This is a genomic window from Bordetella petrii (assembly GCF_017356245.1).
Classification (GTDB): Bacteria; Pseudomonadota; Gammaproteobacteria; order Burkholderiales; family Burkholderiaceae_B; genus Bordetella_A; species Bordetella_A petrii_D.
Genome location: NZ_JAFMZZ010000004.1, coordinates 950,984 through 977,257, shown reverse-complemented (window position 1 = coordinate 977,257; position 26,274 = coordinate 950,984). Strand labels below are relative to the sequence as shown.

Sequence of the window (26,274 nt, the reverse complement as noted above, 5' to 3'; positions counted from 1 at the left end):
AGGTAGTTTTCCCGCATTATCCGTAGCGTCCCGAGATGCGTCAGCCAACCATGGCGGAAAAGATGAAACAGCCGAGAAAAATCCAATATCCGAGCTGGGGCAGACTGTGGCGGGCCATCGCCTTGGCGGCCGGCCTGGCGATGGCGCTGGGGGCATGTTCCGATGGCAATTCGCTGTCCACCGACGGCGAAACCCTGAAGCTTTCGGGCCGGGTCCAGAGCAGTTCGGCCGGCCTGGCGGATTACCGGGTGGAACTGTATGCCAGCTTTTCCGGCGATGGCGGAACCTGGGTGCGGCTGGGTTCGGGCACAACCGGCAATGACGGCGGCTTCGCCATCAAGTATTCGCTGTCCGAAAAACAAAAAGGCCAGTCAGCAGTCCTGTTCGTGCAAGCCACGTCGGGGCCGGCCATGCTGGCCAGCGCGATCGGCAGCGACAACGGCGAGCTCGCCCGCCCTGTCACGGTAAACGACCACACCACGGTCGCCACCGGCAACGCGTTCGCGCAGTTCATCAGCGCAGCGGGCATCGCGGGCGACGCCATCGGCATGCGCAACGCCTCGCAAATGGCGGCCAACCTGGCGGACCCGTTTTCCGGAGCGGTCGGGACGGTGCTGGCCTCGTCGCCCAATGGCACGGAAACCTCGACACTGGCAACCTTCAACTCGCTGGCCAATGTCGTCGCCGCCTGTGTCGCGGCCGAGGCCGACTGCGCCAGGCTGTTCGCCGCGGCAACCCCGCCCGGCGGCGCGCCCGCGGCCAACGTGCTGCAGGCGCTGTCCAATATTGTGAAATATCCCGCGTACCCCGGCTATCCGGACGATTCCGCCGATCCGCTGTTCGGCCTGGCACAGGCATCGCCGGCGCATTACCTGGGGCTTGCCGCGCGCCCCACCAACTGGCTGCTGTTCCTGAAAATCACGGGTGGCTTCTACAGCGATCAAAGCCCCACCAATCTCGTCAACGGCGTGGGCAACATTGCCTTCGATGCGCAGGGCTACGCATGGGCGAACGACAATTACGAACCGCAGTACGAAGGCCAGCCGGCCTGCGCCGGCCTGCGCCTGATCAAGTTCACGCCCGCGGCGCAGGTCGTGTCCGGCGCGCCCTACTTTGGCGGCGGCCTCAGCGGCGCCGGCTTCGGCATTACGCTTGACCCGGCCGGCAACATCTGGACCGGCAATTTCGGCTTCCAGGATCCGCCCTGCATCGGCACGCCATCAGAGGCTCCCCACAACAGCGTGTCGGTATTCCGGCCCGACGGCACGCCTATTTCCCCCAGCACCGGATTCACCCAGGGCGGCATATCGTGGCCGCAAGGCACCTCGTCGGATCGGGCGGGCAATATCTGGGTGGCCAACTGCGGCAATGACACGGTCACCAAAATTCCGAACGGCGACCCGGCCCAGGCCATCAGCATCCCGCTGAGCGCGCTGCCGCCCGGCGCGCCGCCGACGCTCAAGCCCTTCAGCACGGTGGTGGACCTGGACGGCAACGTCTGGGTCACCACCAACAAGGGCGACACCGTGGTGGTCATCGCGCCGAACGGCGCCATCATCAAGACGCTGACCAATGCCAGCGCCGATCCCGCGCGCCCGTTTCTCAACCACCCCATCGGCAACGCCGCCGACAGCAGGGGGAACATCTGGATCGCCAATTCAGACTGGCTGGACGCCCCGTGCCCCGACAGCCTGAGAGAGGGCCCGGCCACCAGTCCGTCGATCACGATGTACCGGCGGGATACCCGCGAGCCGCAACCGGGCTCTCCGTTCACCGGCGGCGGCCTTACCGTGCCCTGGGGCATCTCGGTGGACGGCAACGATACGGTATGGGTGTTCAACTTCGGACCCGACGGCGTCGAACCCACGCCCACCACCGCCCTGACCGGCGTCAGCCGGTTCTGCGGCGCGGACACCAGCAAGTGCCCGCCGGGCATGCAGGTGGGCGACCCCATTTCGCCTTCAACCGGCTATACCAGCAATGCCCTTGAACGCATCACCGGCGGCCAGATCGACCGGTCCGGCAACCTGTGGGTCATGAACAACTGGAAGCAGAACCCCAACCCCGACCTCAACCCCGGCGGCAACTCGATCGTGATCCTGATCGGCGCGGCCGCGCCCCTGGACACCCCCGTGATCGGCCCGCCGGTGCCATTGGCTTCGGTGGCGCCCGGGCCGTGAGGCCTGCTCGGCTGTGCGCTGCCGGCGGCACGGCTTGCTTTCAACTGCGATTTGCTGAAACGCCATAAAAGGCGCACAGTCAGCGTCAGATACAGCCAAGGGCTGATACCCGCTCGCAAGGAAAACGACATGGAAATTGGACTGATTGGCCTGGGCGCCATGGGACGCGCCATGGCGGCCAATTTGGTGGCCGCCGGGCACAGCGTCATATGCTGGAACCGCTCCGGCGGCCAAGTGGATGGCGTCACGATGGTGGCCGCCCCGGCCGACGCCTTTGCCGCCGACGCCGTACTGACCATGCTGTCCGACGATGCCGCCATACGCGGCGCCCTGCTCGATGCCGGCGTGCTGAAGCAGGCCCGGCCCGGCGTGGTGCATGTGGTGAGCTCGACCATCTCGGTAGCGTTCTCCCGGGAACTGGCCGAGCATCATCGCCAGGCAGGCGTCGCCTACGTGGCCGCGCCGGTATTGGGGCGCCCGGATGTGGCGGCCAAAGGAGAACTGAACATCCTCGCGGCCGGCGCGCCCGCCGCGCTGGAGCGGGTGCGGCCGATGCTGGAAGCCATTGGCAAGCGCACCTGGCTGCTGGGCGAACAGCCCGCCGGCGCGCATGCGGCCAAAGTGGCCTGCAACATGATGATCGCCATGGCCATCGAAGCCATGGCCGAAGCGGCGTCACTGACCGACGCCAACGGCGTGCCGCGCGCTGATTTCTTCGAACTGATCCTGGGCACGCTGTTCGGCAGCCGTTCGTACCAGGTCTATTCGAACCTTATCAGCGAAGGCGAGTACCAACCCGGCTTCAAGGCTGCGCTGGGCCTGAAAGACCTGCGGCTGGCGCGCGAAGCCGCGCAGGCCCTTGCCGCGCCGCTGCCCATGCTGGCCGCCGTGCATGAGCAAATGCGCCAGGCCGTCGAGGCCGGCGGCGCGGAGCGCGACTGGTCGATCATGGCCGACTACACCTTGCGCAGCGCGGGTGGACAGGCCGGCAGAGCCTGAGGCCCGGCGGCGCAGCGGCGGTATCTACCCGGGCTTCAGGAAGATCTCACCCGGGGCACCCCGTCCCGGCCCGCGGCTCGGGCCGTGGCGTACGGCCGGCCGTATTCCCTGCAAACTGGCGGATTCTCTCGGCCAGCTCCGGTGTCGGCCGCTCATAACCGTAGCAGTACGGGGGTACCGGCGCCGCCTCGGGACGATAGTCCTGCAATACAGGTTCCGCATCGCCGAGATATAAATTGTCTTTCACGCGCAGAAAGGCCTTGTAATCACGCGTGTAGCCGTACTGAGCCTTGCGCTTCTCGTAGGCCCCCCGATCGGATGCGCCGTTTTCCAGCGCGCTTCGTCCAGAGGCGACAGGTATATAGCGGCAATAATTCACGTTGATGCCCTCTACCGTGGGGAAAAACTCGGGCTCCACGCATTTGCGCTGCGTAACGTTGCTGAATATGTTCCCCTCTACAAGAGCCTTGGCCTCCAGGCTGAAGCTCATGCCGTAGAAATCCCAGTTCTCGAGAAGGTTGTTGAACACATGGAACGTGCCGAACTGCCCTCTTGGATTGCGCTGCACGGTATTGAAGAAATAATTGTGGTGCAGGGTCACTCTCGCGATCGAATCTCGCCCGTAGTTCTTGAAAAGATTCTTCGAGGTAATGTTATTGAGCAGCATGACCTTGTTCGAGTCATGGAACTTCGTCCATGAGATCGTAACGTCGGTCGAACCGTTCTTCACATTGAGCAGCCGATCGGACATCCGTGAAAGATCGAGATGGTCGACCCACACGTCTCGACTGCCGTTGGCGACATTCACCGCCTGCGTAAGCCTGTTCAAGCGCCCGTCTATCGTAAGGTGCGTAAGAATGACGTTCTTGCTGCCATACACGCCCAGCCCGTCGTCGATCAAGGTAACCCGCTTGCCGCGCCCGTCTATGGTGATATTCGACGGCACGCGCAGCTGCGAATTCAGGACGATAGTCATATCCGACGCAAAGCGGATCCACGCAGGCCCTTTCCTGGCCTGCGCCAGCGCGGCGCGCAGCGTTCCCGGTCCCGCGTCCTGGTCGGACGTGACCACCACCAGCCTTCCGCCCAGCCCGCCCGTGGCCTTGGCCCCATAGCCTTCGCGTTGCTGAAGAAGCGAAGAAACGAACGGGCAGTGTTCATCCGGGCTTTTGCACGGTTCATCCGCGGCCGCCGCGCCGCCATGCAACGCGGCCAGCAGAAACAATCCACGCGCCGTATTCAACACCGAGATCATCGAAACCGCCCTCTATCGCTGCGTGGATCGGTCCACGGGCTGCACATGGCGCCAGATTCCTCCGCTCAGACGCAGATTTTCCGCAGGGCCGGCCAGATGCTCTTTCAGCCGTTCAAAATAGGCCGCCTGCCACCGCCGCGAATATGCATCGGCGTCTTCGCCGGGGGCCGCCGCGGGCAGCATCTCCAGCGTATAGGCCACGCGGCCGTTGTCCCAGCGGGGCGCGTAGAACACCGAAGGCACGCCAAGGCGATGCGCCAGATGAGAGGCGAAACTGGAATATGTCACCTCCTGCCCTTCAAAAGTCGTTCGCGGCGCGGCCGGATTCGCCGCGCCGTCTACGGCCAGACACAGCACATAGCCGGCCCCCAGCGCACGGATGCAAGCCTTGGCGACCTGCGCCTCGGTCTGGTCCGATGTGGAAATCAATGCCGCGGCGTAGCTGCTCTGGGCGATGCTGGGCGCCGTTGCCAGCCAGCGCGACGGAATGCCCAGCAGTTCCAGGGCCATGAGCCCCGCGTACATCGGGCCGACGTGCGCCGTGGCGACCACGACGCCGCGGCCGGCCGCCAGCAAAGGCGCGAAAAAGCGCTCGCCGGTGTCCAGCTCGCCAAGCAGGTGCATGGCCTCTTCGACGCTGTCCTCGCGGCATTCGAGCCAATCGAGCAGAAGATGATCCACCAGGTGGCCCCAGCGCGCCCGGCGCTCCCATTGCGCGCGATCCGCATCGGCTTCGCCGCGCAGCGACCAGGCCCAGTCCAGGCGCGCCTGCGGTATCGGGGCCGTATCCAGCCGCTCTTCCAGCCGGCTCATGGCCTCTTGGAAAGTCTTCGGCAGATGCGTGCTGCGCTTCGCGAGATACTGCTTGAACAGCGCTTCGGCATCCTGTGCGCGGCCCGCCTGGGACAGCGCGCCGATGGCCGAACGCTGCCAGAGCAGCTTCTCGGGCGACTTCTCGGCCAGTTTCACCAATTGATCGGCGGCCTCGTCGTATTGCAGCGTATAACGCAGCGCGCGTGCATAAAGGCCCCGCGTCTGTTCCAGGTCCGGCGCCAGGTCGATGGCCTGCTTCAGCGGCGGCACGGCTTCCTTGTAGCGCCCGGCGCGCAATAGCGTTTCGCCATAGAGCGACAGCAGCCTCACGTCCGCCGGCGCCGCGCGCAGGCCCGCCTCGAAATGCGCCAGAGCGTGCACTTTTCGATCTTCTTCGGTACCGCGCCGAAGGTGCGACAGCCCAAGGGATGAGCGCAGCGCCGGGCAATCGCAGCCCGCGCTCAACGCCGCGTCACCAAGCCGGATTGCCGCCTCTGTCCTGCCGTCGTCGATCAAAGCGCGCACGGCCGCCGTCGCCACGCGTTCGTTCGGCAGCTTGTCCGCGTCCAGGCGCGCGGCAATGTCTGCGGCTTCGGCCACGTCGCCGTTGCGCGCGAAGGCCAGCATCCAGAAGTGCGCTTCGCCAGGCTCGCTGGCCGCCATGCCGATGGTGGCGCGGGCGATCTCGGCGGCATCGGCCACCCGTCCGGCCTGCATGCGCAATTGAATCCGCGCCGCATGCAGCGCGACGGCATCGGGCTCGATGCCGGCGGCAGCGTCTGCTTCGGCGATGGCGCGTTCCCATTGCTCCGTGCGGCCCAACAAACTCGCGAGCAGGCGGCGCTCTTCGGCGCGCGCGGGGTAGGCGGCGACTAGCGTCTCGAGCGCCGCGATCGCGGGAACGAGCCTGCCCTCTCGCACGAACGGAGAAACCAGCAACCGGCGAACATCACGCCAGCCGTCCGTCACCTGCGCCAGCGCCGGCCCCAGCGCGGCCATTTCAGGCACAGGATCCGCCGACGAATGGATTTTCTTGATGACATCGCGCAGGCCGGCAGCGGCGTCGGCCTCGCGGCGATGACTTTCAACTGCGGCGTCAACCATGGCGCAGCCCCCTCAGCAAAGCAATCGTCACGCGCGTGACGAACATCAGCGCGAAGCCTATCGCCAGGGCCTGCAACAGCAGAATCACCGTGCGCGGGCTGCTGGGCCGGTCGGTAGGAACCGGCTGCGCGATAATGGACAAATAGCGCTGCAGTCGCAGGGCGTCCGTCAAGGCCTGCTGATACGACTGCTGCGCCAGGGTCAGGTTCGAATCCGCGAAGGCCTGGGCATTCCTCAACGCCTCGTACTCTTTGAGCTGCTGCGCTTCCGTATTGCCTTCGCCGCTTAAGCGATGCCGCAACGCCGTAATCCGTTTTTTCAGGGCCACGACCTGCAATTCGGCGGGCCTCAACATGAAATGGTCCTCATTGCCAAGCGCGCGGATCTTGTCCAGATTGATCTGCGCGGTACTGAGCTCTGCTTCGAGCTGGCTGGACAGATTCAGCAGCATCGCCACCGTGGCGGTCGGATCGATATTGCCGTGGGCGGTTCGCCACGACGTCAGGTCCTCTCTGGCGGCAAGGGCTTTTTTCTCCGCGAGCCTGACTGATTCTTCGCTTACCTTCAGTTTGTCGGCAACGCCTTTTTCGTTCATGGAGCTGACGAAGTTCTCTGCCAGGACGATAAGCGCCTTCGACAGGATCTCGGCATCTTCCGAAGAAAACGCGCTTACACGCAACACGTCTATCTGTTCCAGCGCATTGAAAGAGACGTCGACCGACGCCTGGTAGGCGCGATAAAGTTCGTCTTCGCTGGAATCCGCGGAAAGGCGATTGAGCGGGTCGATTCCGGCGCGGGTCAGATACTGGCGCAGGCCGACTTTCTCATCGAGCTGCCGCATGCAGTCCCGCGATTTCAGAAAGTCATTGACCGCCCATCCGTCCACGAAACCGCCGAGCATGCCGCCCATGCTTCCTGTCGTGATAAGGCTCGCCGCCCCGCCTCCTCCCTGCTGGCCGGCTCCGGACTGGACGAAGAATCGTGACTCCGCTTCGTAGCGAGGCGTCGCGATCCAGAACACGTAAACGAAGGCGAGCGCAACCGGCGTGAGGACGATCAGCGCATTGACCCAGCGGTGGCGACGGCGCTCGCGCGTCGATGCCTGCCGTTCGCGGCGGCGGCGTTCGATCTCGGAGCCGGCCTCAGAGGCCGAGGCCGTCTTCGAAGCCGCCTCCGAAGACGTCTTCGCCTGCTCCGGTTTCGCTCCTTGATCGTCTCGGCGGGAACCTGCGGATGCATTGGTCGAGGTCGTCTTCGATGTTGAGAACGCTTCGTTCATAAATCAAGCCTTTGAAGCAATAGTCCGCCATCTGATTGTGGCGATAACTGGATAAAATAAGAGTCCGGCCAACCAGCCGCTCTTCGAACAATGCCTGCCATAGCCGGGTGAAGCGACAGGGCTCGAAAGGAATGGCCCCTTCAATCACGTACACGTCAAAAGCCGGCGCCAGCGCCAAGGCAAAAGAGAATTCCTGGCGCGCATAGATCGGCCAATGTTCCATGGGCTTGGCCAGGCACTTGGGGTCGCTGACAAGATCCGCGACCAATTCGTACGTGACGTCCGCGTCGACTTCGTACATATCGCTTACGAACTCGATCATGCTCAGGCCGCTTGCCTTGCCACGGATGAACCCCTGCCGCCCTATCGCCCAGGAAACCTTGCCGTCATGCTTGACGAAGCCCTGGCGCGGCGGACGCAGGCAGCACAGCACGTCGACAATCTGGCGATGCAGTTCCGGCGCGGCAGAAAGCAGGGCGTAGCGCCCGACAGGAATGTCCAGATTGGCATTGGCGAGCAGCGGCTGCCTGCTTCCGAAGGCATAGGGCTCGTCAGTTACGCCATTAAGATGGATCATCATCTTCTCTCACATCGGCTGAATATTGGGGCGGGCAAGGCGCTCGGCCGCCAATGCAAGCACCATCAGGAAAACCAGCGACGTCAGGAAATACCCCAGGCTTGCATCCTGCGACGTGTAGGCGCTGAAGTAGGCAGAACGCAAGAGCTGCATGCCGTGCGCGAACGGAGACCAGAGCATCCAGATGCGCAATTGTTCCGGCAGTTGTTCCGACACGAAGAAGACACCCGAGAATATCTGGAGAAATCGCTCGATCACTGGCGCCAGCCTGAGATAGAAATGCCAGAACGTCGCAATCGCGCCGAACAGCACGCCCATCGCGGCGCCACAGCCTCCCATCAACACGACGTAAAGAATGGTTCCCGCCCAGCTTTGCGGCAGCGTGATGAAATCCAGCGCATGGCCGGCGAAGACCAGCACGGCGAAAGCCACGAGATACACCAGCAGGTAGATAAGCGCCTGCACCAGTGCGCACATCAGGGGGGTGACGCCCTGGAAGTTCAGCAAGCCGCGGGCCGATACATATGCGGAGCTGCTTCTGAAAATAATCTGCCGGAACATGATCCATACCGTTGCTCCCGACAGCGAAAATGAGCGCACGTCCATGCCAAGGATGTAATGCGTGCCCATCAGGATATACAGCGACGAAATCAGCGTAAGCAGCACCACGGGGCCGACCAGCGCCCATAGCAAGGCAATCCGGCTTTCGCCATGTATCACGCGCAGCTGATAGACGAACATCGCCAGCAGCGTGCGCCCGGTCGCCGAGCCCCCGCTGGCGCTGCGCGAATGATGCTGTTCATGCAGCACATGCAAACGGTCCCGAAATATCGCGAGATCGTAAGCCTCGTCAGGAGGCAACTCGATTTCCAGCGCAATGTCGTTGCGCGACGCATGGCGGCGTGCGTCGCGCGCCTCGTCTTGTTTGCGCCGCTGCACGCGCCTGGCATGCGCTGCGGCCAGGCGCTCGTCGTCCGCCGCCAGCCTGGCCGGCATGTATCCGGGCGCGAACACGTCGACACCTGCCCGAATATCCTGTTCAAGCAGGCGCACGATGATACGAAGGCGTCGCCGGGAGAAATCGGCAAGCGTCTCGTCGACCCCGCTGCGCGCTATCTCCGCATCCAGCTCTGCCTGTACAGCCTCGTATACCGCCCTGCGGGCAGCCACGGAATCATGCGGCTCGCCTTGCAGGCGCGCAAGCAAGGGCTTGAGCAGGACCTCCGGCGCGGCCTTTGCCTCAAACAGCGCGGCCGGATCCAGACGCCAGGCCGCGACGCCGGATCCCACCGCGTAATTGCCGCCGCTGCGGCGCGTACGCCAACTCTTGATCCGGTCCTCGTTGCTCATCGACACGCTACTGGGTTACGTTGGTCGAACTGGCGCCCGAATCACTATCGATGGCCCGCGTGGCGCTGAAGCCCGCACTCATGGTGACCCGGAAGGCCGACAGGACTTTCTGCACCTGGGTGAACGGCGCGTCCGATATATAGATGGCCTGGCCCTCGTGTACAGAGAATTCACGCGCCAACGCCACCTGCTCCGGACGAGTGAGGTCGAACTGGTAGACAACCGGCACGCTGTCCGGCTTTCCGTCCACACCGGCCTTCGCGGGCGTGAACAGGAACACGGAACGCGGGTCGGCGGTCTTGTCGTCCAGCCCCTTGGAGTCGGCCAGGGCATCCAGCACACTGTAGTTGCGCTTGCTGATGGCCACGCGCCCCTGAACGCCGGCCGCGCCCAGTACGGTCAGATACTCTCTTGCGTCATAGGCGGTAATCACGTCTCCCGGCCGCAATAGAATGTCGTTCTTCTGGTTGCGGTAGATATCCGACAGCCGGACCGAAGCAACATGGTTGTTGCGGCGCAGGCTGATGACGAGCTGCTCGGGGTTGGTCTGCACCGGCGCCGCCTGCGCCAGTGCGCTGCTCAAGCGCTGGGAAGTCTGCGTAATGGGATACATGCCGGGGCGGGTCAGATTGCCCTGGACAGTCACCATTTGCCCTCGCGTATCGGCCACGCGCGTCACGCTGACGTCGGAACCGAGGACGAGTTTGCTCAAGCGTGCGGAGATGGCGCCATGCAGCTGCGCCAGCGTCAAGCCCGCGGCGTGGAACTTTCCGAGAATGGGAAAATAGATGTTCCCGGCCCGGTCAATCTGCTGATTTCCAAGGTCGCTCACGCCAGAGGGGTCAACCGCGAACACGCCCAGCCCGTCGCGCTCCCAGACTTTCACGTTTATGCCGTCGCCTGGAACCAGGCGGTCGAACCCGGCCTGCGTCAAATCGCGATAGTACGCGGGAAAATCGGCAACCTCGGGCATCTTGCTCGCCTGCACGAGTTCGCGCGAAACAGGCATCACCAAGATGTCCTTGTCGTCGTTGGCCCCGGTCATCTCGCTCAGCATCGGGCCGGAACGCGGCAGCTGGCATCCTGTGAGTGCAATTGCGGCAAGCAATACCATGGCCAGGGCCGCGTGGCGCCGCGGGCCCGAAGCCGGGACGTTCGTATGCATAGCGTTGTTTATTCTCAGTATCTGGAAAAGATAAGCGGGTGATCAGGCAAGCATCCGGCGCATCGGCATATCCATCCGCTCATCGTTCTCCGACATGGGCATGATGGGTACGCACAGGCTCAGGAATTTTGCCAACATCGCGTCCAGCGAAAACAGCTTCTGCGCCCGGTGGCGGCTGTGCTCTCGCAGTGCTTCGTTCGTGCGCACCTGGTCCACAATCGATGCGACTTTTTCGCAGGCCTCGTTCAAGTCCGGGTGCTCGACATCCGCAAGCAGGTGGCCCGTCACATTCTCGACGAAGCACTCTCCCGCGCCGCCGGCCGGCGTCGAAACTACCGGCACACCCAGCAGCTGTGCTTCTATCAGCACATTCGGCAGGCCCTCGTACCGCGAAAGCAGGACGCTGGCGTCCATTTGCGAGTACCAGTAGCCCACATGATTCGACAGGCCCACGAGCAGCAGCCGGTCTGTCACACGCAACTCGTGCGCCAGCGCCACGATGTTCTCGTGCAGGCGCCCGTCACCCACGATGACGAAGCGCGCTTTCGGGCGCCGTTTCAGATACTGCGCCGCCAGCTTGATCCAGAGCTGCGGCCGTTTGTCCGGCTCAAGGCGGAACACGCCGCCTACCGTTTCTGTGGCGTCGGCCGTGCTTTTGCGGAACGCCAGCCATTTTTTTTTATCCCCCGCCGAAGCATCGGTCGCGAGGTCCGGCACGCCGTTGTACAAGACATGAAAGCGCACGATCGGGATGCCCAGCCATTCCGCATAGGCTTCCGCCGCCTTGACGCTGTTGCTGACAAAATATACCCCCGGCACTTGCGCCAGGGCCTGGTACAGCTCGGGGTACTCTTCGCGAAAGCGATCCTTGCGGATATTCGGCGGCAGCCCGCGAAACACGAGATGAATGGTCGGCGCACCGGCGAGCAGCGCCGCCAGCGCCCCGAACAGGCACGTGCCATCCTGCCACAAGCTCACCACATCAAACGGGTTGTCGCGCAAGACCGGCGCAAGACGCGTCACGCCATAGTGAACGGGGGGCGGCAGCTGCTCCAGCAAACGCGCCAGGGTTTCATCGGGAACGGATTGATGCGATACCGAAACGGCGGGCAGCCTGTTGATTTCCGTGACCGGAATCTGGGCTTCGGCCAGAACCGGCAGGAAGAAATCCAGCCCCTGCTTTTTGCCGGTTCCAGTAGGCTCGGTGTGCTGCTTGACCAGCACTTCGACTTTTTCGGGCCTCATGAGCACATCGGCCGGCCGGTGATCGGGCGATTCCGCCATGCGGGTCAGCTCGCCGGCAAGCCGCGTCAGCTGTCGTTCGGCGCCGCCGGGCCCCAGGCTGCCCGTCACCAGCGCGACCGAGACCGGTCTTTCCGGTGGCTGGTCGCCAATCTGCCGGTCGCGGAAGTGCAGAATCGCATGTTTCATCGATACGATCCTGATGTCCTTTCCAGCCAACCCTTCTTCCGGTTCGAAGCCCTGGTAGAAGGCGTAGTCGCTCTCCAGTTCGCTGGCAAGTTCCGCCGCCTTGCTGCCAGGAGCGAGCTGGTCCGCAACGGGCATGATGGTCTCGAACGCGTCCGCCAGCAGGCCGCGCTTGCGCAGGCGCTTGGCGAACTCGACACGCATATTGCGATCCGAGTGCTGCGAAATCAGCTGGTGAAACAGCTCGTCCGACTGTTCATGCGCGCGGATGTCGCCAAGCAACTTGGCCCTGGCGAACAGCTTGGCGGTGCTCTTCGTCGACGCCGGAAGATGGCGTTCGACCAAGGACAAGGCTTCATCCAGGTGCCGTTCCTTCACGAGACGGGTCGCGCAATAGCGGACAATCTGGAGGTCGTCCGGGCATTCCTGCAATAGCGTCGACCACTGCTCGGACAGGCCCTCGTTCAAGCCCGCCGCTTCTTTCAGCCGAAGCAGAAGAAAGCGGACCTTCGAGTCTTCCAAGTAGTCGCGCGCCAGCGCTTGCGCACGCACCAGGTTTTCCTGCGCGATCTGAACCCGTCCGGATGCCGTGACGATCTCCTCCAACTGGGCCTGAACCCGTTGGAGACCGGACGCAACGTGATCCCGCCCGGTCATCAGCGCCGGGCTCATGCCGCCTTCCTGCGGTTGGCCTTCTCGATCCACGCAAGGCAGCGTTGGATATAGTGGTCGAACTGCTCGGGATTGTCGGAACGCTCTTTGAGCAATCGCCAGTAGGGCAAGGCCTGCTCGAAGCGATGCAGGCGCATGGCGCCGACGGCGGCCAGGCGCAGGCCGACGGGATCGTCAGAAACGAGTTTCAGGATCCTTTCGCCGAGAGCCAGGCGTTCGGTGGTGCTGGAAGGGTCCAGCGCGCGCGCTTCGGCATACAGGACAGCGAGGACGCGCCGCTTTTCGTGATCGATCTCCGCCATCTGCGGCCACGACTTCGCGACGCGCTCCAGCAGGTTCCAGGCTGCCTGATGATCGCCGGCGGACAGTATCTCCCGGGCGCCGCGTATGGCGCGCGGCCCTAGCCTGCCGAGCTGGCGCTGCGCTTCGTCTTTTGCGCCCTGGTCGGCCGACGCATGGGCGAGAACCATCTTGTAGGCGTCTATGGCTTCGCCAAACCAGCCGCCATTGAACGCCACTCGCGCAAAGTACAACTGCGTGCTGAGAGGGGCGGATTCGCTGGCGGCGGCCCGCTCGAGATGCCGCATCGCCGTTTTCTTGTCGCCGAGCGCGTCGGCCGCCCGGCCCCGCATGGTGTCAAGCTCGGGAAAATCGACGCGGGTATCGATTGCGATATCCGTCAGGTCGATCACTTCTTTGTGGTTGCCCGCCAACAGCGCGGCCCGCGCGTCCAGGCGCATCGCGCGTTCGAGCGCCCTCTGGGCGCGCACTCCGGCCAGGGCGTCGGGATTGAGCAGGCGATGCGCGCAGATTCGTTCGGCGGCATCGCGCAGGCGCCCTTCCTCCATTGCGCGGGCGCCTTCTTCGGCCCAAGCTGACGACTGCGCGAGCAGCCACGCACGAATGTCTTCTTGTTCGCTGTCGGCCAGGCCGCAAGAAGCCGCCAATGTCGCCGCGGCCACAATGCAACCCCGCCACGACGCTTCCTTGACGAGCTCCAGTGCATCGGGATCGTCAAGCGCGGGCGACTCGGATGCCAGGGCGCGCAACCCGGCACGGTCCGCGGCCAGCAGCCGGTCTCGCCACAGTACCGCGAAACCCCGGCCATACGAAGGGATGGCCGCCCGGACCTCGTGGACCCAGCGGATGGCGGCCTGCATGTCGTCGCTTGCCTGCAGCATCGAAAGCACCGTGTCGGCCGCTTCTACCGCCCCCGCGTCGTCGGGAGCAGAAATGCGGAACAGTTGCTTCCAGTTGACCAGGGCCTCGTCGACGTACCCCAATTGGCCCGCGGAAACCGCCGCGATCCTTACGATTTCCGGGGTTTCTATCTCGTCGCCCAGCAGGCCGGCCGCGAGCGAGTACGCCACATCATGGCGCCCCAGTTTGAACTGGTTTCGCATCAGAATCTGCTCGGCTTTGCTGCCGGAGGCCAGCGCGCCATCCGCGCCGCTCAACAGCGCGAGCGATCCTTCATAATCACCCAGTTCCTCTTGAATCCGCGCAAACAGCAGCACGTGGTCGGGCAAACCGGGATAACGGCGCAGCACATCGCGCACCCGCCGCGACGCCGCGCGCAGGTCACCCGCGTCCCAGGTTTTTTCGATGCTCTCGGCGCTGTCGTCGGCTCCGAGCTTGGGCACTGCCGGCTGCGACGTCGACGTGTCCATTTTCGGACGCATGAAGTTCTTGAACCACTCCGCGCACAGACGCTCCGCGAAAACCGGCGTGTAGTGGGTCAGGTCAAGCCCGCCGTTTTCCATCGCATCGGCTTGCCCGATCTTGTTCATCAGCGGCGTCGGATCGTAGCAAGGCACGCCGATTCGCTGCGCACTGGCAGTCACCGCGGCAATCAGCTGCCCTCGCTGTTCGATCGGCGTATTGTCCGGCGTCAGGGCATTGACGTGAGTGACGAAGACCACCTTTTCCCTGCCGAGCAGGCCGACGAGCTGGCGCATCTCGCTCTCGATCTGGTCGTCCGCCAGATCGCGCTTGACGATACGGGACAGCAAGGATCCGTCTTCCTGCGACAGACTCTTGAAGGCCGGGTCTTGTTCCAGCAATGCGCGCCGCTCGGCAAGCCGGTCGGCGCTGGCCAGCGACCAGAACATCCGGGTGCGCGCACGATCGGCGAAGAACTCGCTGAAATACCGCACCAGGTAGTTGGACTGTATGGGATAGCCGTCGATGGTCAGCAGTTTGCGCGAAGACAGTTCGACCATGTACAGGTCGGCAGGCTTGTGCGTCCCTTGACGGGCCTGTTCGCCATTCGACGGGCGAAAGATCAGGCGCTGGACGTCAGCGGGAATCTCGGCCTCGCCGAACATGAATCGCGCCTGCTGAAGCGCCTCGGCGCTGGTGTGCACGAAGCCATAGTTGCGCCCGAGTTGTAGCTTGATCGGGTAGCGCCCAACGGCATCGCGCAGCGGCGTGTGGATACGGCAGGTTCCAATCGGAGCGATGGTAAAAGCGGCCATTCAGGGTCTCTCCTGTAGTGTGGATAGCGAACCTGAACTTAAAGAGTCCAGTACGAAAGGTCGGGCTGAAGCCGCTTGCTGTCCAGCGCGGACTTCAGGTCGCACACCATGCCGCCGCTCTTGACCAGGTGCGGCAGGTCATCCCAGATGGAGTCCATGGTTTCGCGGTGCGGAACCGCAAGGATCAGCACGTCCATGTCGCGGAATTCGTCGCGCTTTACCAGCTTGATGCCGTACTCATGCTCCATCTGGTCCGCATCGACCATCGGGTCGCACGCGACCGGGGTAATGCCGTAATCGCCCAGCGCGTTGTACAGATCGACCACTTTCGAATTGCGGATGTCCGGCACGTTCTCTTTGAACGTCATACCCAGGATGCCGACCCGTGTCGAAGCATTGAGGCGGCCGTTGCGGGCCAGGGCCTGGACGATGCGCGCGGCGACGTGATTGGCCATGCCGTCGTTGATGCGGCGGCCCGACAGGATGACTTCGGGGTGATACCCGAGCTCCTGCGCCTTGGACGTCAAGTAGTACGGATCGACGCCGATGCAGTGGCCGCCCACCAGGCCGGGCGCGAACTTGAGGAAGTTCCACTTGGTTCCGGCGGCGCTCAAGACCTCCGAGGTGCGGATGCCGACAAGGTCGCAGATTTTCGACATCTCGTTCATCAGCGCGATATTGATATCGCGCTGCGTATTCTCAAGCACCTTCGCAGCCTCCGCCACCTTGATGGAGGAAGCGCGGTGTACACCCGCGTCGATGATTTTTTCGTAGACGCCCGCGATGATTTCGAGCGACGCTTCATCCTGGCCGGACACGATCTTGACGATCTTCTCGAGCGGATGTTCCCGGTCTCCCGGATTGATCCGTTCGGGGCTGTAGCCCAGCTTGAAATCAACGCCGCAGCGCAGGCCCGACGCTTTCTCCAGTTCCGGGCCGCAGATTTCCTCGGTCGCGCCCGGGTGAACGGTGGACTCGAAAACAACGATGCAGCCCGGACGCAGCACGGGACCGATCGAGCGGCAAGCGCGGACCAGCAGGGAAAAATCCGGATTATTTCTTTCGTCAACGGGAGTCGGCACGGCCACGACGAAAAAATCGCAGCCCTGCAGTTCCGTCACCTGGTCGGTGAACCTCATGGAGGACGCAAGCAATACGTCGCGTTCGATCTCGCCCGTCCAGTCGTGCCCCTCTTTCAGCCGTGCGATGCGCCGCTTGTCTACATCAAAGCCGATGACATCAAAGCGCTTGGAAAATGCCACGGCTACGGGCAGGCCGACATATCCAAGGCCACACACTGCAATTCTCTTTACCACGGGGAACCTCACTGTTTTCATCGTGTCGCGGACACTAGAAATCGACGCCCGGAGACAGGTAATTCGATAGAAAAATCGAAGTACGTTTGCCTCGTTTGGGCAGACATATTGCTGAAAATCATTACAACTCGACACCCGATTGACTGCGGTGGGCGGCGAACCAGCGAATCGTAGATGGGATGCGCAGCAAATTTTTTTCTAAAAATTTTTATTGCTGTAGAAGTAAGTCAGAGTGGCCGCAACAAACTCGGGAAATCGTCCGAAAAGAATTACATCCATTACATAAACCGCAACATAAACGGCCGATGAGTTTGTAATTAATATTAAAAGGCGTATTTCTTATTTTTCTTTAATCAAACTGAAAAAGCATAAGCAAAAAAGCCCACCGCGCGCGGTGGGCCAAATACATGATCCGTCAGAGAATTCGAGGGCAGCGAGAACAGCGGCGCTTCGTTTAAATCTCTGGTGCCGGCAGCTATGCCGTCTTTCTTGCCATCTCTTTGATGACAGAATGAATAATGGTTCTCAGGCATCGAGATTCCCCTGCCATGGTGGCGGCCAGATCAGGGCGCGCATCCAGAATTTGCGCGTTTTCAGCCTCGATCTCCTCATAGAGCATCTCGGCTTCCGGTATCACCCGGCTGGTCAGGCTTTGCAAAAGCCTGTTGGCGGTGCTGTTGGCGATATTCAATGCAGCGCCGGCTTCCACCAATAGCTGTCGATCCACCTGAGAAAAGTTTCGCGCCCCCAGAATCGGCCATGCCAGCTGCGTGTCGGCCGGCCAGCCCTTCTTTTCGAATGCCGAGGTGTCGTAGGCGGCAACACTGAGCAGATCATAGAACGGAGCCAGCTCGATCCCCTCATGAGAAACCAGGAAACTCAGGTTCTTCAGATGTGCGTCGGCGTTTCCGACGAGCACATTGAATACAAGCCAGCCAAAGAGCCGGGGCCGTGCCAGGGCGGGGCTTCGACAAGCCCGGGCCAGGGCCGAGAGGCTCTCCATGCTGCCTTGCGCGTATTTGAAAGTCCGGTCGAGCCCAAGCAGCTGGCAAGCGTCGATCGCGTGCCGACGCTGCCACGCGCCCTGCGGATCAGCGGTCCGGTCAAACCGATCGATCAGGTAAACAGGCGCGGGCACATAGCGTCGATGCACCTCGGGAACGATGAGTCCAAGGCGCTTGGCCAGACGCATGACGAACCATTCATTGACCACCGAATGCGGGTAGTCATCGTCTGGATGGTCGGGCTTCAGAATATGGGTCGAGGGCGTCGAACCGGCGGGTTCAAATAAAACACCATCTCGAAGCACCACAGCCAACTTATGCTGGGCGCCTGCCAGTGACATGCGCTTGACTGCGCCGTGTGTCAGGGGCGCTTTCGGCAAGTTCCGAATGCGCGAATCCAGGACATCATCCGGCAACTCCCGCAGCGGTTCCGGCCCTTGCGGAGCGTTCTCCGGGGCCAACAAGGTCAACGAACCCGCGGACTCTGCCCCGTACCAGGCCAGCAGGCCAAAGGCGTCCGCGGCTTCCAGTTTGGCATCCTTGGCGAGCAGGACGCGCTGACCTTCTTCCGGCAGCAAGTTATCGAAATACCACTGCACAGGACGCCGCGATGCGCCGTCTACCAGAGCTTCGGGGGCCAGCGGCAGATAAGGACTAAGCGGGAAACGCCGGGGGTTGTCCAGCCACGCGGGGGCGTACCGGAAGGACCACAGACCGCCAACCTCTTCCAGCGTGCCGACCTCTGCCTGATTGATAGAGGCAAGTAGAGACCGGCCCTTCATTGCTTGCTGCGCCCCTGGTCAGAGGCCGCCAAATAGTCGGCGACACTTTCGGGCACATCCAGGATGACGCGCACCCCCAGGCCTTCGAGCACCTGGAAGAGCTTTCCCCATTGAACGGAATCGCTTCCGCGCTCGATCTTGCCCAGGAAGTTTTCGCTGACACCGATACTGCCGGCAGCATCGTCCTGGCGTACCTTCTGGGCCTTGCGGCTGGCTCGAACTACCCGGCCGATATCGCCCGGGCTTTCAAGGGGAATCTTCATAGATAATCCTCACAATTGTGAGGATTATGCTTGGGGTCAAGCGAATTAGCAAGAAATCCGCACAGCCATGCGGATTTCTTGGCGATCAAGCTCGTTCAGGCGTAAATCCGCAAGGTTGCAAGGATCAGGGCCTAAACCAGCAAGCTTCATCCCTGGCGAAGGTGAAGCACGCCCCCCGCCCCCTACTCCACCGTCACGCTCTTCGCCAGATTCCGCGGCTTGTCCACATCGGTGCCCCGCGCGCATGCCGTGTGATACGACAGCAGCTGCAGCGGAATCGTGTGCAGGATGGGCGACAGCATGCCGTAGTGCTCGGGCATGCGGATGACGTGCATGCCGTCGCCGCTGGCGATGCGGCTGTCGGCATCGGCGAACACATACAGCTCGCCTCCGCGCGCGCGCACTTCCTGCATGTTGGACTTCAGCTTTTCCAGCAGCGAGTCTTTGGGCGCGATGGTCACCACGGGCATCTGCTCGGTCACCAGGGCCAGCGGGCCGTGCTTGAGTTCGCCGGCCGGATAGGCCTCGGCGTGGATGTAGCTGATTTCCTTCAGCTTCAGCGCGCCTTCCAGCGCGATGGGGTAATGCATGCCGCGCCCCAGGAACAGGGCGTTTTCTTTATTGGCGAAGCGGTCGGCCCAGGCCATGATCTGCGGCTCAAGCGCCAGTACCGCGCCAATGGCCACGGGCAGGTGGCGCAGCGCCTTGAGGTGCTCGGCTTCCTGCTCGTCGGTCAGGTGGCCGCGTGTTTGCGCCAGGGCCAGCGTCAGCAGGAACAGCGCCGTCAGCTGGGTGGTGAATGCCTTGGTGGACGCCACGCCGATCTCGACGCCGGCGCGGGTGATGTACGACAGCTTGCATTCGCGCACCATGGCGCTGGTGGCCACGTTGCAGACGGTCAGCGTCTGTTCCATGCCCAGCGAGCGAGCGTGCTTCAGCGCGGCCAGGGTGTCGGCGGTTTCGCCCGACTGCGAAATGGTGACCACCAGGGTGCGCGGGTTGGGCACGCTGTCGCGGTAGCGGTATTCGCTGGCGATTTCGACCGCCACGGGAATTCTGGCGATGGACTCGATCCAGTACTTGGCGGTCAGGCCGGCGTAGTAGCTGGTGCCGCAAGCCAGGATCAGCAGCGAATCGATTTCCTTGAAAATCTTGTGGGCGCCGTCGCCGAACAGTTCGGGCGTGACGGCCTCGATGTCCTGCAGGGTGTCGCCCACGGCGCGCGGCTGCTCGAAGATTTCTTTCTGCATGTAGTGGCGGTACGGGCCCAGCTCGGCCGCGCCGGTATGCACCTGCACGGTATGCACCTCGCGCTGCACGGGTTTGCCTTCGGTATCGGTGATCCACACGCGCGACAGCTGCAGGTCGACGACGTCGCCGTCTTCCAGGTAGATGATCTGGTCGGTGGTGCCGGCCAGGGCCAGCGCGTCGGAAGCCAGGAAGTTCTCGTTCTGGCCCACGCCCACCACCAGGGGCGAACCCTGGCGCGCGCCCACTACGCGGTGCGGCTCGTCGCGGCAGAACACGGCAATGGCGTAGGCGCCATGCAGGCGGCGCACGGCCTGTTGCACGGCTTCGAACAGGTCGCCGTTGTACAGGTGGTTGACCAGGTGGGCAATGACTTCGGTGTCGGTCTGGCTTTCGAACACATAGCCGGCCGCTTCCAGTTCGGCGCGCAGGTCGTCGTGGTTTTCGATGATGCCGTTGTGCACCAGCGCAATGCGCGGCTCGTCTTTGCCCAGGCGCGAGAAATGCGGATGGGCGTTGTGGGTGGCGGGCACGCCATGGGTGGCCCAGCGGGTGTGGGCGATGCCGGTAAAGCCGGCCAGCTTGTCCTGGGCGATCTGGTCGGCCAGTTCGGCCACGCGCTGGGTGCTGCGCGTGCGGCGCAGGTGGCCGTCAATGTACAGCGCCACGCCGCACGAGTCGTAGCCGCGGTATTCCAGCCGCTTCAGGCCTTCGACCAGGATGGGGGTGATGTCGCGCTGGGCGACGGCGCCAACAATGCCGCACATAAGGCAATCTCCGATGATTTGCGTATCGGCGCATTGTGCGCTTGCTGGCTTGAAATTTGATTTCTTTATTTAGCCATTTATGAAAGCTGATTTTCTTACATAAACGTGATTAAATATATTTTCATTTCATACCGTTCAGTGAAATAAAAATGCATGATCAGCCCGCCCCGCCTGTCGAATTGGATGAACTCGATCGCCGCATCCTGGAACAGCTCCAGCACGACTGCGCGCTGACCAACCAGGAACTGGCGGCGCGGGTGCACGCCTCGCCGCCCACTTGCCTGCGGCGGGTACGGCGGCTGGTGGACACGGGCGTCATCGCGCGGCAAGTGGCGATCTTGGCGCCCGAGAAACTGGGCAGCACGCTGACGGCCATCGTGGAAATCACGCTGGACGTGCAGGCGGCGGAAAACCTGGACGCGTTCGAGCGCAGCCTGCTGGACGAGCCGGCGGTGCTGCAGTGCTACCGGGTGTCGCCAGGGCCCGACTTCCTGGTGGTGGCGCAGGTGCGCGACATGCCGGCCTATCATGCGCTGGCGCATCGAGCCTTTACCGCGCAGGCGAACGTGCGCAATGTGCGCACATTCTTTTCGGTGCACCGGGCGAAATTCGAAACGCGGATCGATGTGTCGGCGGGCTAGGCCAGCAGCCGCTCGAACAGGGCCAGGTAGCGGCGGCCCATTTCGGTAACGTCGTGTTCGGTGCGCACGTACTCGTAGGCGCGCCGGGTGCAGTCGGCGCGGAACGCCGCGTCGTCCAGGCAGCGGGCCATGCCCTGCGCCATGGCGGACGCGTCGCCCACGTGGCACAACACGCCGCGGCCATCGGCCAGGCTTTCTTTCAGCCCGCCGGCGTCGGTGGACACCACTGGCACGTGCTGCAGGAATGCGTCCAGCACGCTGCTGCCCAGGGCCTCTTCCTGCGAGCTCATGACGAACACGTCGAAGATGCTGTAGAAGTCTTCGATGCCCTTGCGAAAGCCCGCGAACAGATACACGTTCTGCAGCCCCAGCCGCTGCACTTCGGCGCGCGCCTCGGCTTCGCGGTCGCCGCCGGCGCCGAAGTGCACGAACACGAAGTCGCTGCGCGCGCGGGCCAGTTCGCCCACTGCGCGGATCAGGGTCAGGGGGTCTTTGTCGCGGATCAGCGCGGCGGATGTGGCCAGTACCTTCTTGCCCTGCAGGCCCAGTTCGGCGGCCAGGCGCTCGACATTGGCGCGATCGATGTCATGCGGCTCGACGGCGCTGCGGATGATGACCGGGTCGATGCCCAGCCGGCGCGGCTCGGCCGCCGCCATGTCGCTGATGGCCACGAAGCCGTCCACGCGGCGCCACTTGGCGCCGGTTTTCCATTCTTGGCCGGGCTCGACCACAAACGAGGTGCGTCGCGAAAACACCACCGGGCGGCGATGCAGGGCCTTGGTAAGCACGGCCCAGGTGACGGTGTTGGCCGTTTGCGCGTGGATGATGTCGTAGCCGCGTCCGGCGCGGGCCAGGAAGGCCAGTTGCGCCGGCACGTTGCGCACGCCGTGCGCCGTGAAGCCTTCTTCGCCGGCGCGGGCTTCCAGCGGGCCGCCGGCGCGGCACAGCAGCTCGACCTGATGGCCAGCGGCGCGGAACGCGCGCATGCAGTACAGCGTCTGGCGCTCGCCGCCGCGCCAGCCTTTTTCAAAGTTGAGCTGCAGGATCTTCATGCACGCCCGATGCCCTGGTACTCGAAGCCCTGGGCACGCATCTCGGCGGGCACGTACAGGTTGCGGCCGTCGATCACCAGCGGGGTTTTCAGCAGCGCGCGCACGCGGTCCAGGTCGGGCGCGCGGAACACCTTCCATTCGGTGGCGATCAGCAGGGCATCGGCGCCGTCCAGGGCCTGGTACATGTCGTCGGCGAATTCCACCGCCGGGTTGTCGGCCAGGATCTGGCGGGAATGCGGCATGGCGATGGGATCGTAGGCGCGCACGCGGGCACCGCGCTGCGTGAGTTCGGCAATGGCGGTCAGGCTGGGCGCCTCGCGCATGTCGTCGGTGTTGGGCTTGAAGGCCAGGCCCCACAGCGCGAAGGTACGGCCGGCCAGGTCTTCGCCGAAGCGCGCCACGATTTTCTGCGACAGGCGCAGCTTTTGCGCATGGTTGGCGTTTTCGGCGGCGGCCACCACGCGCATGGGCAACCCGTGTTCGGCGGCGGTCTGCACCAGCGCCTGCACGTCTTTGGGAAAGCACGAGCCGCCATAACCCACGCCGGGGTACAGGAAGTGGTAGCCGATGCGCGGATCGGCGCCGATGCCGCGCCGCACCTGTTCGACGTCGGCGCCCAGGGCCTCGGCCAGGTTGGCCATTTCGTTCATGAACGAAATGCGGGTGGCCAGCATGGCGTTGGCGGCGTACTTGGTAAGTTCGGCCGAGCGCACGTCCATGACCATCAGCCGTTCATGGGTGCGCTGGAACGGCGCATACAGGCGCCGCATGACGTCGACGGTGTAGTCGTCGTCGGCCCCGACGATGATGCGGTCGGGGCTCATGAAATCTTTGATGGCCGCGCCTTCTTTCAGGAATTCGGGGTTCGAGGCCACGCTGAAAGGCACATCGGCGCCGCGCTCGGCCAGCACCTCGGCCATGGCCTGGCGCACCTTGTCGGCCGTGCCCACCGGCACGGTGGATTTGTCGACCACCACCTTGCGGGCGGTCATGTGCCGCGCGATATTGCGGGCCGCGGCCAGCACGTGCTGCAGGTCGGCCGAGCCGTCTTCGCCGGGCGGCGTGCCCACGGCAATGAACTGCACGTCGCCGAAGGCCACGCTGGCGGCAACGTCGTCGGTGAACCGCAGGCGGCCGGCCTGGGCATTGCGCTTGACCAGCTCATCCAGCCCCGGCTCGTAGATGGGAATGCCGCCTTGCTGCAGGGTCCGGATCTTGGCCGCGTCGACGTCCAGGCACAGGACTTCGTTGCCCATGTCGGCCAGGCAGGCGCCCGAGACCAGTCCCACGTAGCCCGTGCCGATAACCGTGATTTTCATGCGCAACGCCTATAGGGGTCTATTCGGCCGCATTATAGAGGGACGCCGCCGCCCCCCGGTTTCAGACGAACTGCGCGCTGACGCTGCCCAGCGGACCGTAGTCGGCATGGATGGTGTCGTGCCGGGCCACGGGCACGGTGCGGGTGAAGGAACCGGCCAGCATCACGTGGCCGGCCTCCAGCGTGGTGCCGAAGGCGGCCAGCTTGTTGGCCAGCCAGGCTATGCCCATGGCCGGATGGCCCAGCACGGCCGCCGACACGCCGGATTCTTCGATGACGCCGTTCTTGTACAGCAGCGCCGCCACCCAGCGCAGATCCACGTCGAACGGCCGCACCGGGCGTCCGCCCAGGATGATGCCGGCGCAGGCGGCGTTGTCGGCGATGTTGTCGACGATCTTGCGCGGATACTTGCTGCGGCCGTCGATCAGTTCCAGCGCCGGCATGACCCAGTCGGTAGCGGCCAGCACGTCGGTCAGCGTAACGCCCGGGCCGCGCAGCGGGCGGCCCAGCACGAAGGCCAGCTCCACTTCCACGCGCGGCACGATGTAGCGGTCGACGGCGATCTTGCCGCCGTCTTCGTAGAACATGTCGTCCAGCAAGTGGCCATAGTCGGGCTCGTCGATACCGACCGTGCTCTGCATGGCCTTGGACGTCAGGCCGATCTTGTGCCCGCGCAGCCGCGCGCCGGCGGCGATGCGGGTGGCGATGGCGGCCTGCTGGATGGCATAGGCGTCGGCGATCTCGATACCGGGAAAAGTCTGGTCCAGCTGCGTGATGGGCACGGCGCTGCGCTCGGCCTCGAGCAGTAGGCGGGCGGCGGCCTGGCGGTCGGCTTGGCTGAGCATCAGGCGCTCCCGGGTTCGTCGGCCACGCCGTTGGACAGCACGCCCACGCCCGAGACCTCGACTTCGACCCGGTCGCCCGGCGCCAGAAAGCGCGGCGGATCGAAGCGCACGCCGGCCCCCACCGGCGTGCCGGTGGAGATGACATCGCCCGGCTGCAGGGTGGTCCAGGTCGAGATGTAGTGGATCAGCGTGCGAAACGGAAACATCAGATTGGCCGTGGTGTCGTGCTGGCGCACTTCGCCGTTGACGCGCGTGGTGACGGTCAGGGCGTCGTAGCCGTCGAATTCGTCGGCCGTGACGATCCAGGGGCCGAACGAGCCGCTGGCGTCGAAATTCTTGCCCTGGGTCACATTGAATTTGCCGTGCTTGACCCAGTCGCGCACGGTGCCTTCGTTCAGGCAGGTCAGCCCGGCGATGTGGGCCTCGGCCCGGTCTTCGGGAATGCGCCGGCCGCCCTGGCCGATGACGATGGCGATCTCTCCTTCGTAGTCCAGCTGCGCGGACTCGCGCGGCCGCACCAGCAGCTGGCCGTGCGCCACGAACGAAGCGGGAAAGCGCGGAAACACGCTGGGATACGCGGGCGGCGCGCTGCCGTCGCGGTATTCCTCGTTGCGCTTGCCGTAGTTCACGCCCACGCAGATGATCTTGCCGGGCTCGGGAATCGGCGGCAGCAGCGTCACGTCGGCCAGCGCGAAGTCGGCTCGCGCGCCGCTTGCCAGCTGCCGCATGCGGTCCAGCGCGCCGGCCGCCAGCGCAGCGCGCAAGGTGTCGATGCCGGGGCCCAGCCGGGCGGTCATGTCGACCACGCCCTGCCCGGCGGCCACGCCGAAGCGCGGGCGGCCGTGCGCCACGAAAGAAATCAGTTTCATTGCTCGAATCCAAACAGGCGGGCGGGATTGTCGACCAGGATCTTCTGCAGCGTGGCGTCGTCGCCCGCGTAGCGGAACAGCTGGTCGACCAGGCGCCCTTCATCGGGCGGCGCTTTCATCGATACCGGGTGCGGCCAGTCGCTGCCCCACACCACGCGGTCGGGGGCCGCCTGGATGCAGGCCTGCGCCACCGGCACCACGTCGTCCCAGGGGTAGCCCTGGCGCGACAGTTTTTCTGTCAGCGACAGCATGACCCAGAAATTGCCGCGGCCCAGCAGCTCGACCAGCTTGCGCAGCGTGGGATCGTCGCTGCCCAGCGACGGATCGGCGCGGCCCATGTGGTCGATCAGCACGGGGATGTCCAGCCCGTCGAACAGCGCCACCTGGCTCATGATGCCGTCGGGCTCGGGCTGGAACTTGGCATACCAGCCCAGTTCACGGATGCGCGCAATGGCGCGCCGGTAGTCGGCGGGCGCCATGACGATGCCCAGCGCCTGCCGGGTGAAGCGCGCGCCGCGCACGCCAGCGTCGTGCAGCCTGGCCAGGTAGGCGTCGTCGCGCTCGAGCAGCACGGCGGCATTGGCGCAGCCCCGGTAGCCCGGCCCGGCTGCCGCCAGGCCGTCCAGCACCACCTGGTGGTCGGCGCCGTAGGTGGTGGCCTGCACGATCACGCCGCGCTCGATGCCCAGGGTGCGGTGCAGGCGCAGCGCCACGTCGATGGTGGCCGACGGCATCTCGTAGGCGGCGCCGGGCCGCACGGGGTACTGTTCGGGCGGGCCGAACACGTGGAACTGGCTGTCGCAGCTGCGCGGCGGCGGCAGGCGGCGCGGCGCGGTGGGGTGGGAATGGAACGGCAGGTAATCCGGCATG

At 64.1% G+C, this 26,274-nt stretch carries 20 protein-coding genes; 3 read left to right on the top strand and 17 right to left on the bottom strand.

The window, feature by feature from the left end; genetic code table 11:
- The first annotated feature begins 62 nt into the window (after positions 1-62).
- On the top strand, positions 63-2,180 hold the full coding sequence (locus tag J2P76_RS22710; RefSeq protein ID WP_207410265.1) for a hypothetical protein: 2,118 nt from the start codon (positions 63-65) through the stop codon (positions 2,178-2,180).
- A gap of 51 nt (positions 2,181-2,231) precedes the next feature.
- Positions 2,232-3,179 carry an NAD(P)-dependent oxidoreductase gene (locus tag J2P76_RS22705; protein WP_347565355.1) on the top strand — a complete coding sequence of 316 codons (948 nt, stop codon included), beginning with the start codon at positions 2,232-2,234 and terminating at the stop codon, positions 3,177-3,179.
- A gap of 46 nt (positions 3,180-3,225) precedes the next feature.
- On the opposite strand, the gene J2P76_RS22700 is transcribed toward J2P76_RS22705, so the two are convergent.
- The 12 genes from J2P76_RS22700 to glmS all read right to left on the bottom strand — a co-directional run bounded on the left by J2P76_RS22700 (position 3,226) and on the right by glmS (position 20,679).
- A complete protein-coding gene (locus tag J2P76_RS22700) occupies positions 3,226-4,434 on the bottom strand; it encodes a pectate lyase family protein (protein ID WP_207410262.1) in 1,209 nt (402 codons plus the stop codon).
- A gap of 12 nt (positions 4,435-4,446) precedes the next feature.
- On the bottom strand, positions 4,447-6,351 hold the full coding sequence (locus J2P76_RS22695; RefSeq protein ID WP_207410261.1) for a tetratricopeptide repeat protein: 1,905 nt from the start codon (positions 6,349-6,351) through the stop codon (positions 4,447-4,449).
- Positions 6,344-7,372, bottom strand: a complete 1,029-nt coding sequence (locus J2P76_RS22690) for a sugar ABC transporter (protein WP_207410678.1) — start codon at positions 7,370-7,372, stop codon at positions 6,344-6,346. Before J2P76_RS22690 ends, J2P76_RS22695 begins: the two co-directional genes overlap by 8 nt.
- A gap of 121 nt (positions 7,373-7,493) precedes the next feature.
- Positions 7,494-8,207 (bottom strand): ATPase, encoded by a 714-nt coding sequence (locus tag J2P76_RS22685; protein WP_207410676.1) that lies wholly within the window; start codon positions 8,205-8,207, stop codon positions 7,494-7,496.
- A 9-nt stretch (positions 8,208-8,216) separates the two neighbouring features.
- Positions 8,217-9,557, bottom strand: coding sequence for an ABC transporter permease (locus J2P76_RS22680; protein WP_207410260.1), 1,341 nt, complete (start codon positions 9,555-9,557; stop codon positions 8,217-8,219).
- Positions 9,558-9,564: 7 nt separating this feature from the next.
- Positions 9,565-10,722 carry a polysaccharide biosynthesis/export family protein gene (locus tag J2P76_RS22675; RefSeq protein ID WP_207410259.1) on the bottom strand — a complete coding sequence of 386 codons (1,158 nt, stop codon included), beginning with the start codon at positions 10,720-10,722 and terminating at the stop codon, positions 9,565-9,567.
- Between the two features lie 42 nt (positions 10,723-10,764).
- A complete protein-coding gene (locus tag J2P76_RS22670; RefSeq protein ID WP_207410258.1) occupies positions 10,765-12,822 on the bottom strand; it encodes a glycosyltransferase in 2,058 nt (685 codons plus the stop codon).
- Positions 12,819-15,299, bottom strand: coding sequence for a hypothetical protein (locus tag J2P76_RS22665; RefSeq protein ID WP_207410257.1), 2,481 nt, complete (start codon positions 15,297-15,299; stop codon positions 12,819-12,821). Before J2P76_RS22665 ends, J2P76_RS22670 begins: the two co-directional genes overlap by 4 nt.
- Positions 15,300-15,337: 38 nt before the next feature.
- Positions 15,338-16,597, bottom strand: coding sequence for a nucleotide sugar dehydrogenase (locus J2P76_RS22660; protein WP_207410674.1), 1,260 nt, complete (start codon positions 16,595-16,597; stop codon positions 15,338-15,340).
- Positions 16,598-17,090: 493 nt separating this feature from the next.
- A complete protein-coding gene (locus J2P76_RS22655) occupies positions 17,091-18,401 on the bottom strand; it encodes a HipA domain-containing protein (protein ID WP_207410255.1) in 1,311 nt (436 codons plus the stop codon).
- Positions 18,398-18,664 carry a helix-turn-helix domain-containing protein gene (locus J2P76_RS22650; RefSeq protein ID WP_207410253.1) on the bottom strand — a complete coding sequence of 89 codons (267 nt, stop codon included), beginning with the start codon at positions 18,662-18,664 and terminating at the stop codon, positions 18,398-18,400. The genes J2P76_RS22655 and J2P76_RS22650 overlap by 4 nt, the downstream gene beginning before the upstream one ends.
- A gap of 182 nt (positions 18,665-18,846) precedes the next feature.
- On the bottom strand, positions 18,847-20,679 hold the full coding sequence (gene glmS, locus J2P76_RS22645; RefSeq protein ID WP_207410251.1) for a glutamine--fructose-6-phosphate transaminase (isomerizing): 1,833 nt from the start codon (positions 20,677-20,679) through the stop codon (positions 18,847-18,849).
- 149 nt (positions 20,680-20,828) lie between these two features.
- Here glmS and J2P76_RS22640 point away from each other — a divergent pair, with 149 nt between their 5' ends.
- Positions 20,829-21,320 (top strand): Lrp/AsnC family transcriptional regulator, encoded by a 492-nt coding sequence (locus J2P76_RS22640; RefSeq protein ID WP_207410249.1) that lies wholly within the window; start codon positions 20,829-20,831, stop codon positions 21,318-21,320.
- Here J2P76_RS22640 and J2P76_RS22635 read toward each other — a convergent pair.
- The 5 genes from J2P76_RS22635 to J2P76_RS22615 form a co-directional block, all read right to left on the bottom strand.
- The gene (locus J2P76_RS22635) at positions 21,317-22,372 is read right to left on the bottom strand and encodes a glycosyltransferase family 4 protein (protein ID WP_207410246.1); all 1,056 of its coding nucleotides are present in this window, start codon (positions 22,370-22,372) and stop codon (positions 21,317-21,319) included. The genes J2P76_RS22640 and J2P76_RS22635 overlap by 4 nt on opposite strands.
- A complete protein-coding gene (locus J2P76_RS22630; RefSeq protein ID WP_207410244.1) occupies positions 22,369-23,691 on the bottom strand; it encodes a UDP-glucose dehydrogenase family protein in 1,323 nt (440 codons plus the stop codon). Before J2P76_RS22630 ends, J2P76_RS22635 begins: the two co-directional genes overlap by 4 nt.
- Before the next feature lie 61 nt (positions 23,692-23,752).
- Positions 23,753-24,535: a 2-oxo-hept-4-ene-1,7-dioate hydratase gene (hpaH, locus tag J2P76_RS22625; RefSeq protein WP_207410242.1), complete on the bottom strand. Its 783-nt coding sequence runs from the start codon at positions 24,533-24,535 to the stop codon at positions 23,753-23,755.
- Positions 24,535-25,404, bottom strand: a complete 870-nt coding sequence (locus tag J2P76_RS22620) for a fumarylacetoacetate hydrolase family protein (protein ID WP_207410241.1) — start codon at positions 25,402-25,404, stop codon at positions 24,535-24,537. Before J2P76_RS22620 ends, hpaH begins: the two co-directional genes overlap by 1 nt.
- Complete coding sequence (locus J2P76_RS22615; protein ID WP_207410240.1) at positions 25,401-26,273, bottom strand: amidohydrolase family protein; 873 nt, start codon at positions 26,271-26,273, stop codon at positions 25,401-25,403. The genes J2P76_RS22620 and J2P76_RS22615 overlap by 4 nt, the downstream gene beginning before the upstream one ends.
- Position 26,274 lies beyond the last annotated feature (1 nt).

Bases quoted from the DNA above. Each gene is read 5' to 3' on its own strand.
- J2P76_RS22630 (WP_207410244.1), bottom strand. From the start codon at position 23,691: ATGAAAATCACGGTTATCGGCACGGGCTACGTGGGACTGGTCTCGGGC.
- J2P76_RS22680 (WP_207410260.1), bottom strand. From the start codon at position 9,557: ATGAGCAACGAGGACCGGATCAAGAGTTGGCGTACGCGCCGCAGCGGC.
- J2P76_RS22710 (WP_207410265.1), top strand. From the start codon at position 63: ATGAAACAGCCGAGAAAAATCCAATATCCGAGCTGGGGCAGACTGTGG.
- J2P76_RS22635 (WP_207410246.1), bottom strand. From the start codon at position 22,372: ATGAAGATCCTGCAGCTCAACTTTGAAAAAGGCTGGCGCGGCGGCGAG.
- J2P76_RS22650 (WP_207410253.1), bottom strand. From the start codon at position 18,664: ATGAAGATTCCCCTTGAAAGCCCGGGCGATATCGGCCGGGTAGTTCGA.
- glmS (WP_207410251.1), bottom strand. From the start codon at position 20,679: ATGTGCGGCATTGTTGGCGCCGTCGCCCAGCGCGACATCACCCCCATC.
- J2P76_RS22665 (WP_207410257.1), bottom strand. From the start codon at position 15,299: ATGGCCGCTTTTACCATCGCTCCGATTGGAACCTGCCGTATCCACACG.
- J2P76_RS22620 (WP_207410241.1), bottom strand. From the start codon at position 25,404: ATGAAACTGATTTCTTTCGTGGCGCACGGCCGCCCGCGCTTCGGCGTG.
- J2P76_RS22640 (WP_207410249.1), top strand. From the start codon at position 20,829: ATGCATGATCAGCCCGCCCCGCCTGTCGAATTGGATGAACTCGATCGC.
- hpaH (WP_207410242.1), bottom strand. From the start codon at position 24,535: ATGCTCAGCCAAGCCGACCGCCAGGCCGCCGCCCGCCTACTGCTCGAG.
- J2P76_RS22675 (WP_207410259.1), bottom strand. From the start codon at position 10,722: ATGCATACGAACGTCCCGGCTTCGGGCCCGCGGCGCCACGCGGCCCTG.
- J2P76_RS22700 (WP_207410262.1), bottom strand. From the start codon at position 4,434: ATGATCTCGGTGTTGAATACGGCGCGTGGATTGTTTCTGCTGGCCGCG.
- J2P76_RS22655 (WP_207410255.1), bottom strand. From the start codon at position 18,401: ATGAAGGGCCGGTCTCTACTTGCCTCTATCAATCAGGCAGAGGTCGGC.
- J2P76_RS22615 (WP_207410240.1), bottom strand. From the start codon at position 26,273: ATGCCGGATTACCTGCCGTTCCATTCCCACCCCACCGCGCCGCGCCGC.
- J2P76_RS22695 (WP_207410261.1), bottom strand. From the start codon at position 6,351: ATGGTTGACGCCGCAGTTGAAAGTCATCGCCGCGAGGCCGACGCCGCT.
- J2P76_RS22685 (WP_207410676.1), bottom strand. From the start codon at position 8,207: ATGATCCATCTTAATGGCGTAACTGACGAGCCCTATGCCTTCGGAAGC.
- J2P76_RS22670 (WP_207410258.1), bottom strand. From the start codon at position 12,822: ATGAGCCCGGCGCTGATGACCGGGCGGGATCACGTTGCGTCCGGTCTC.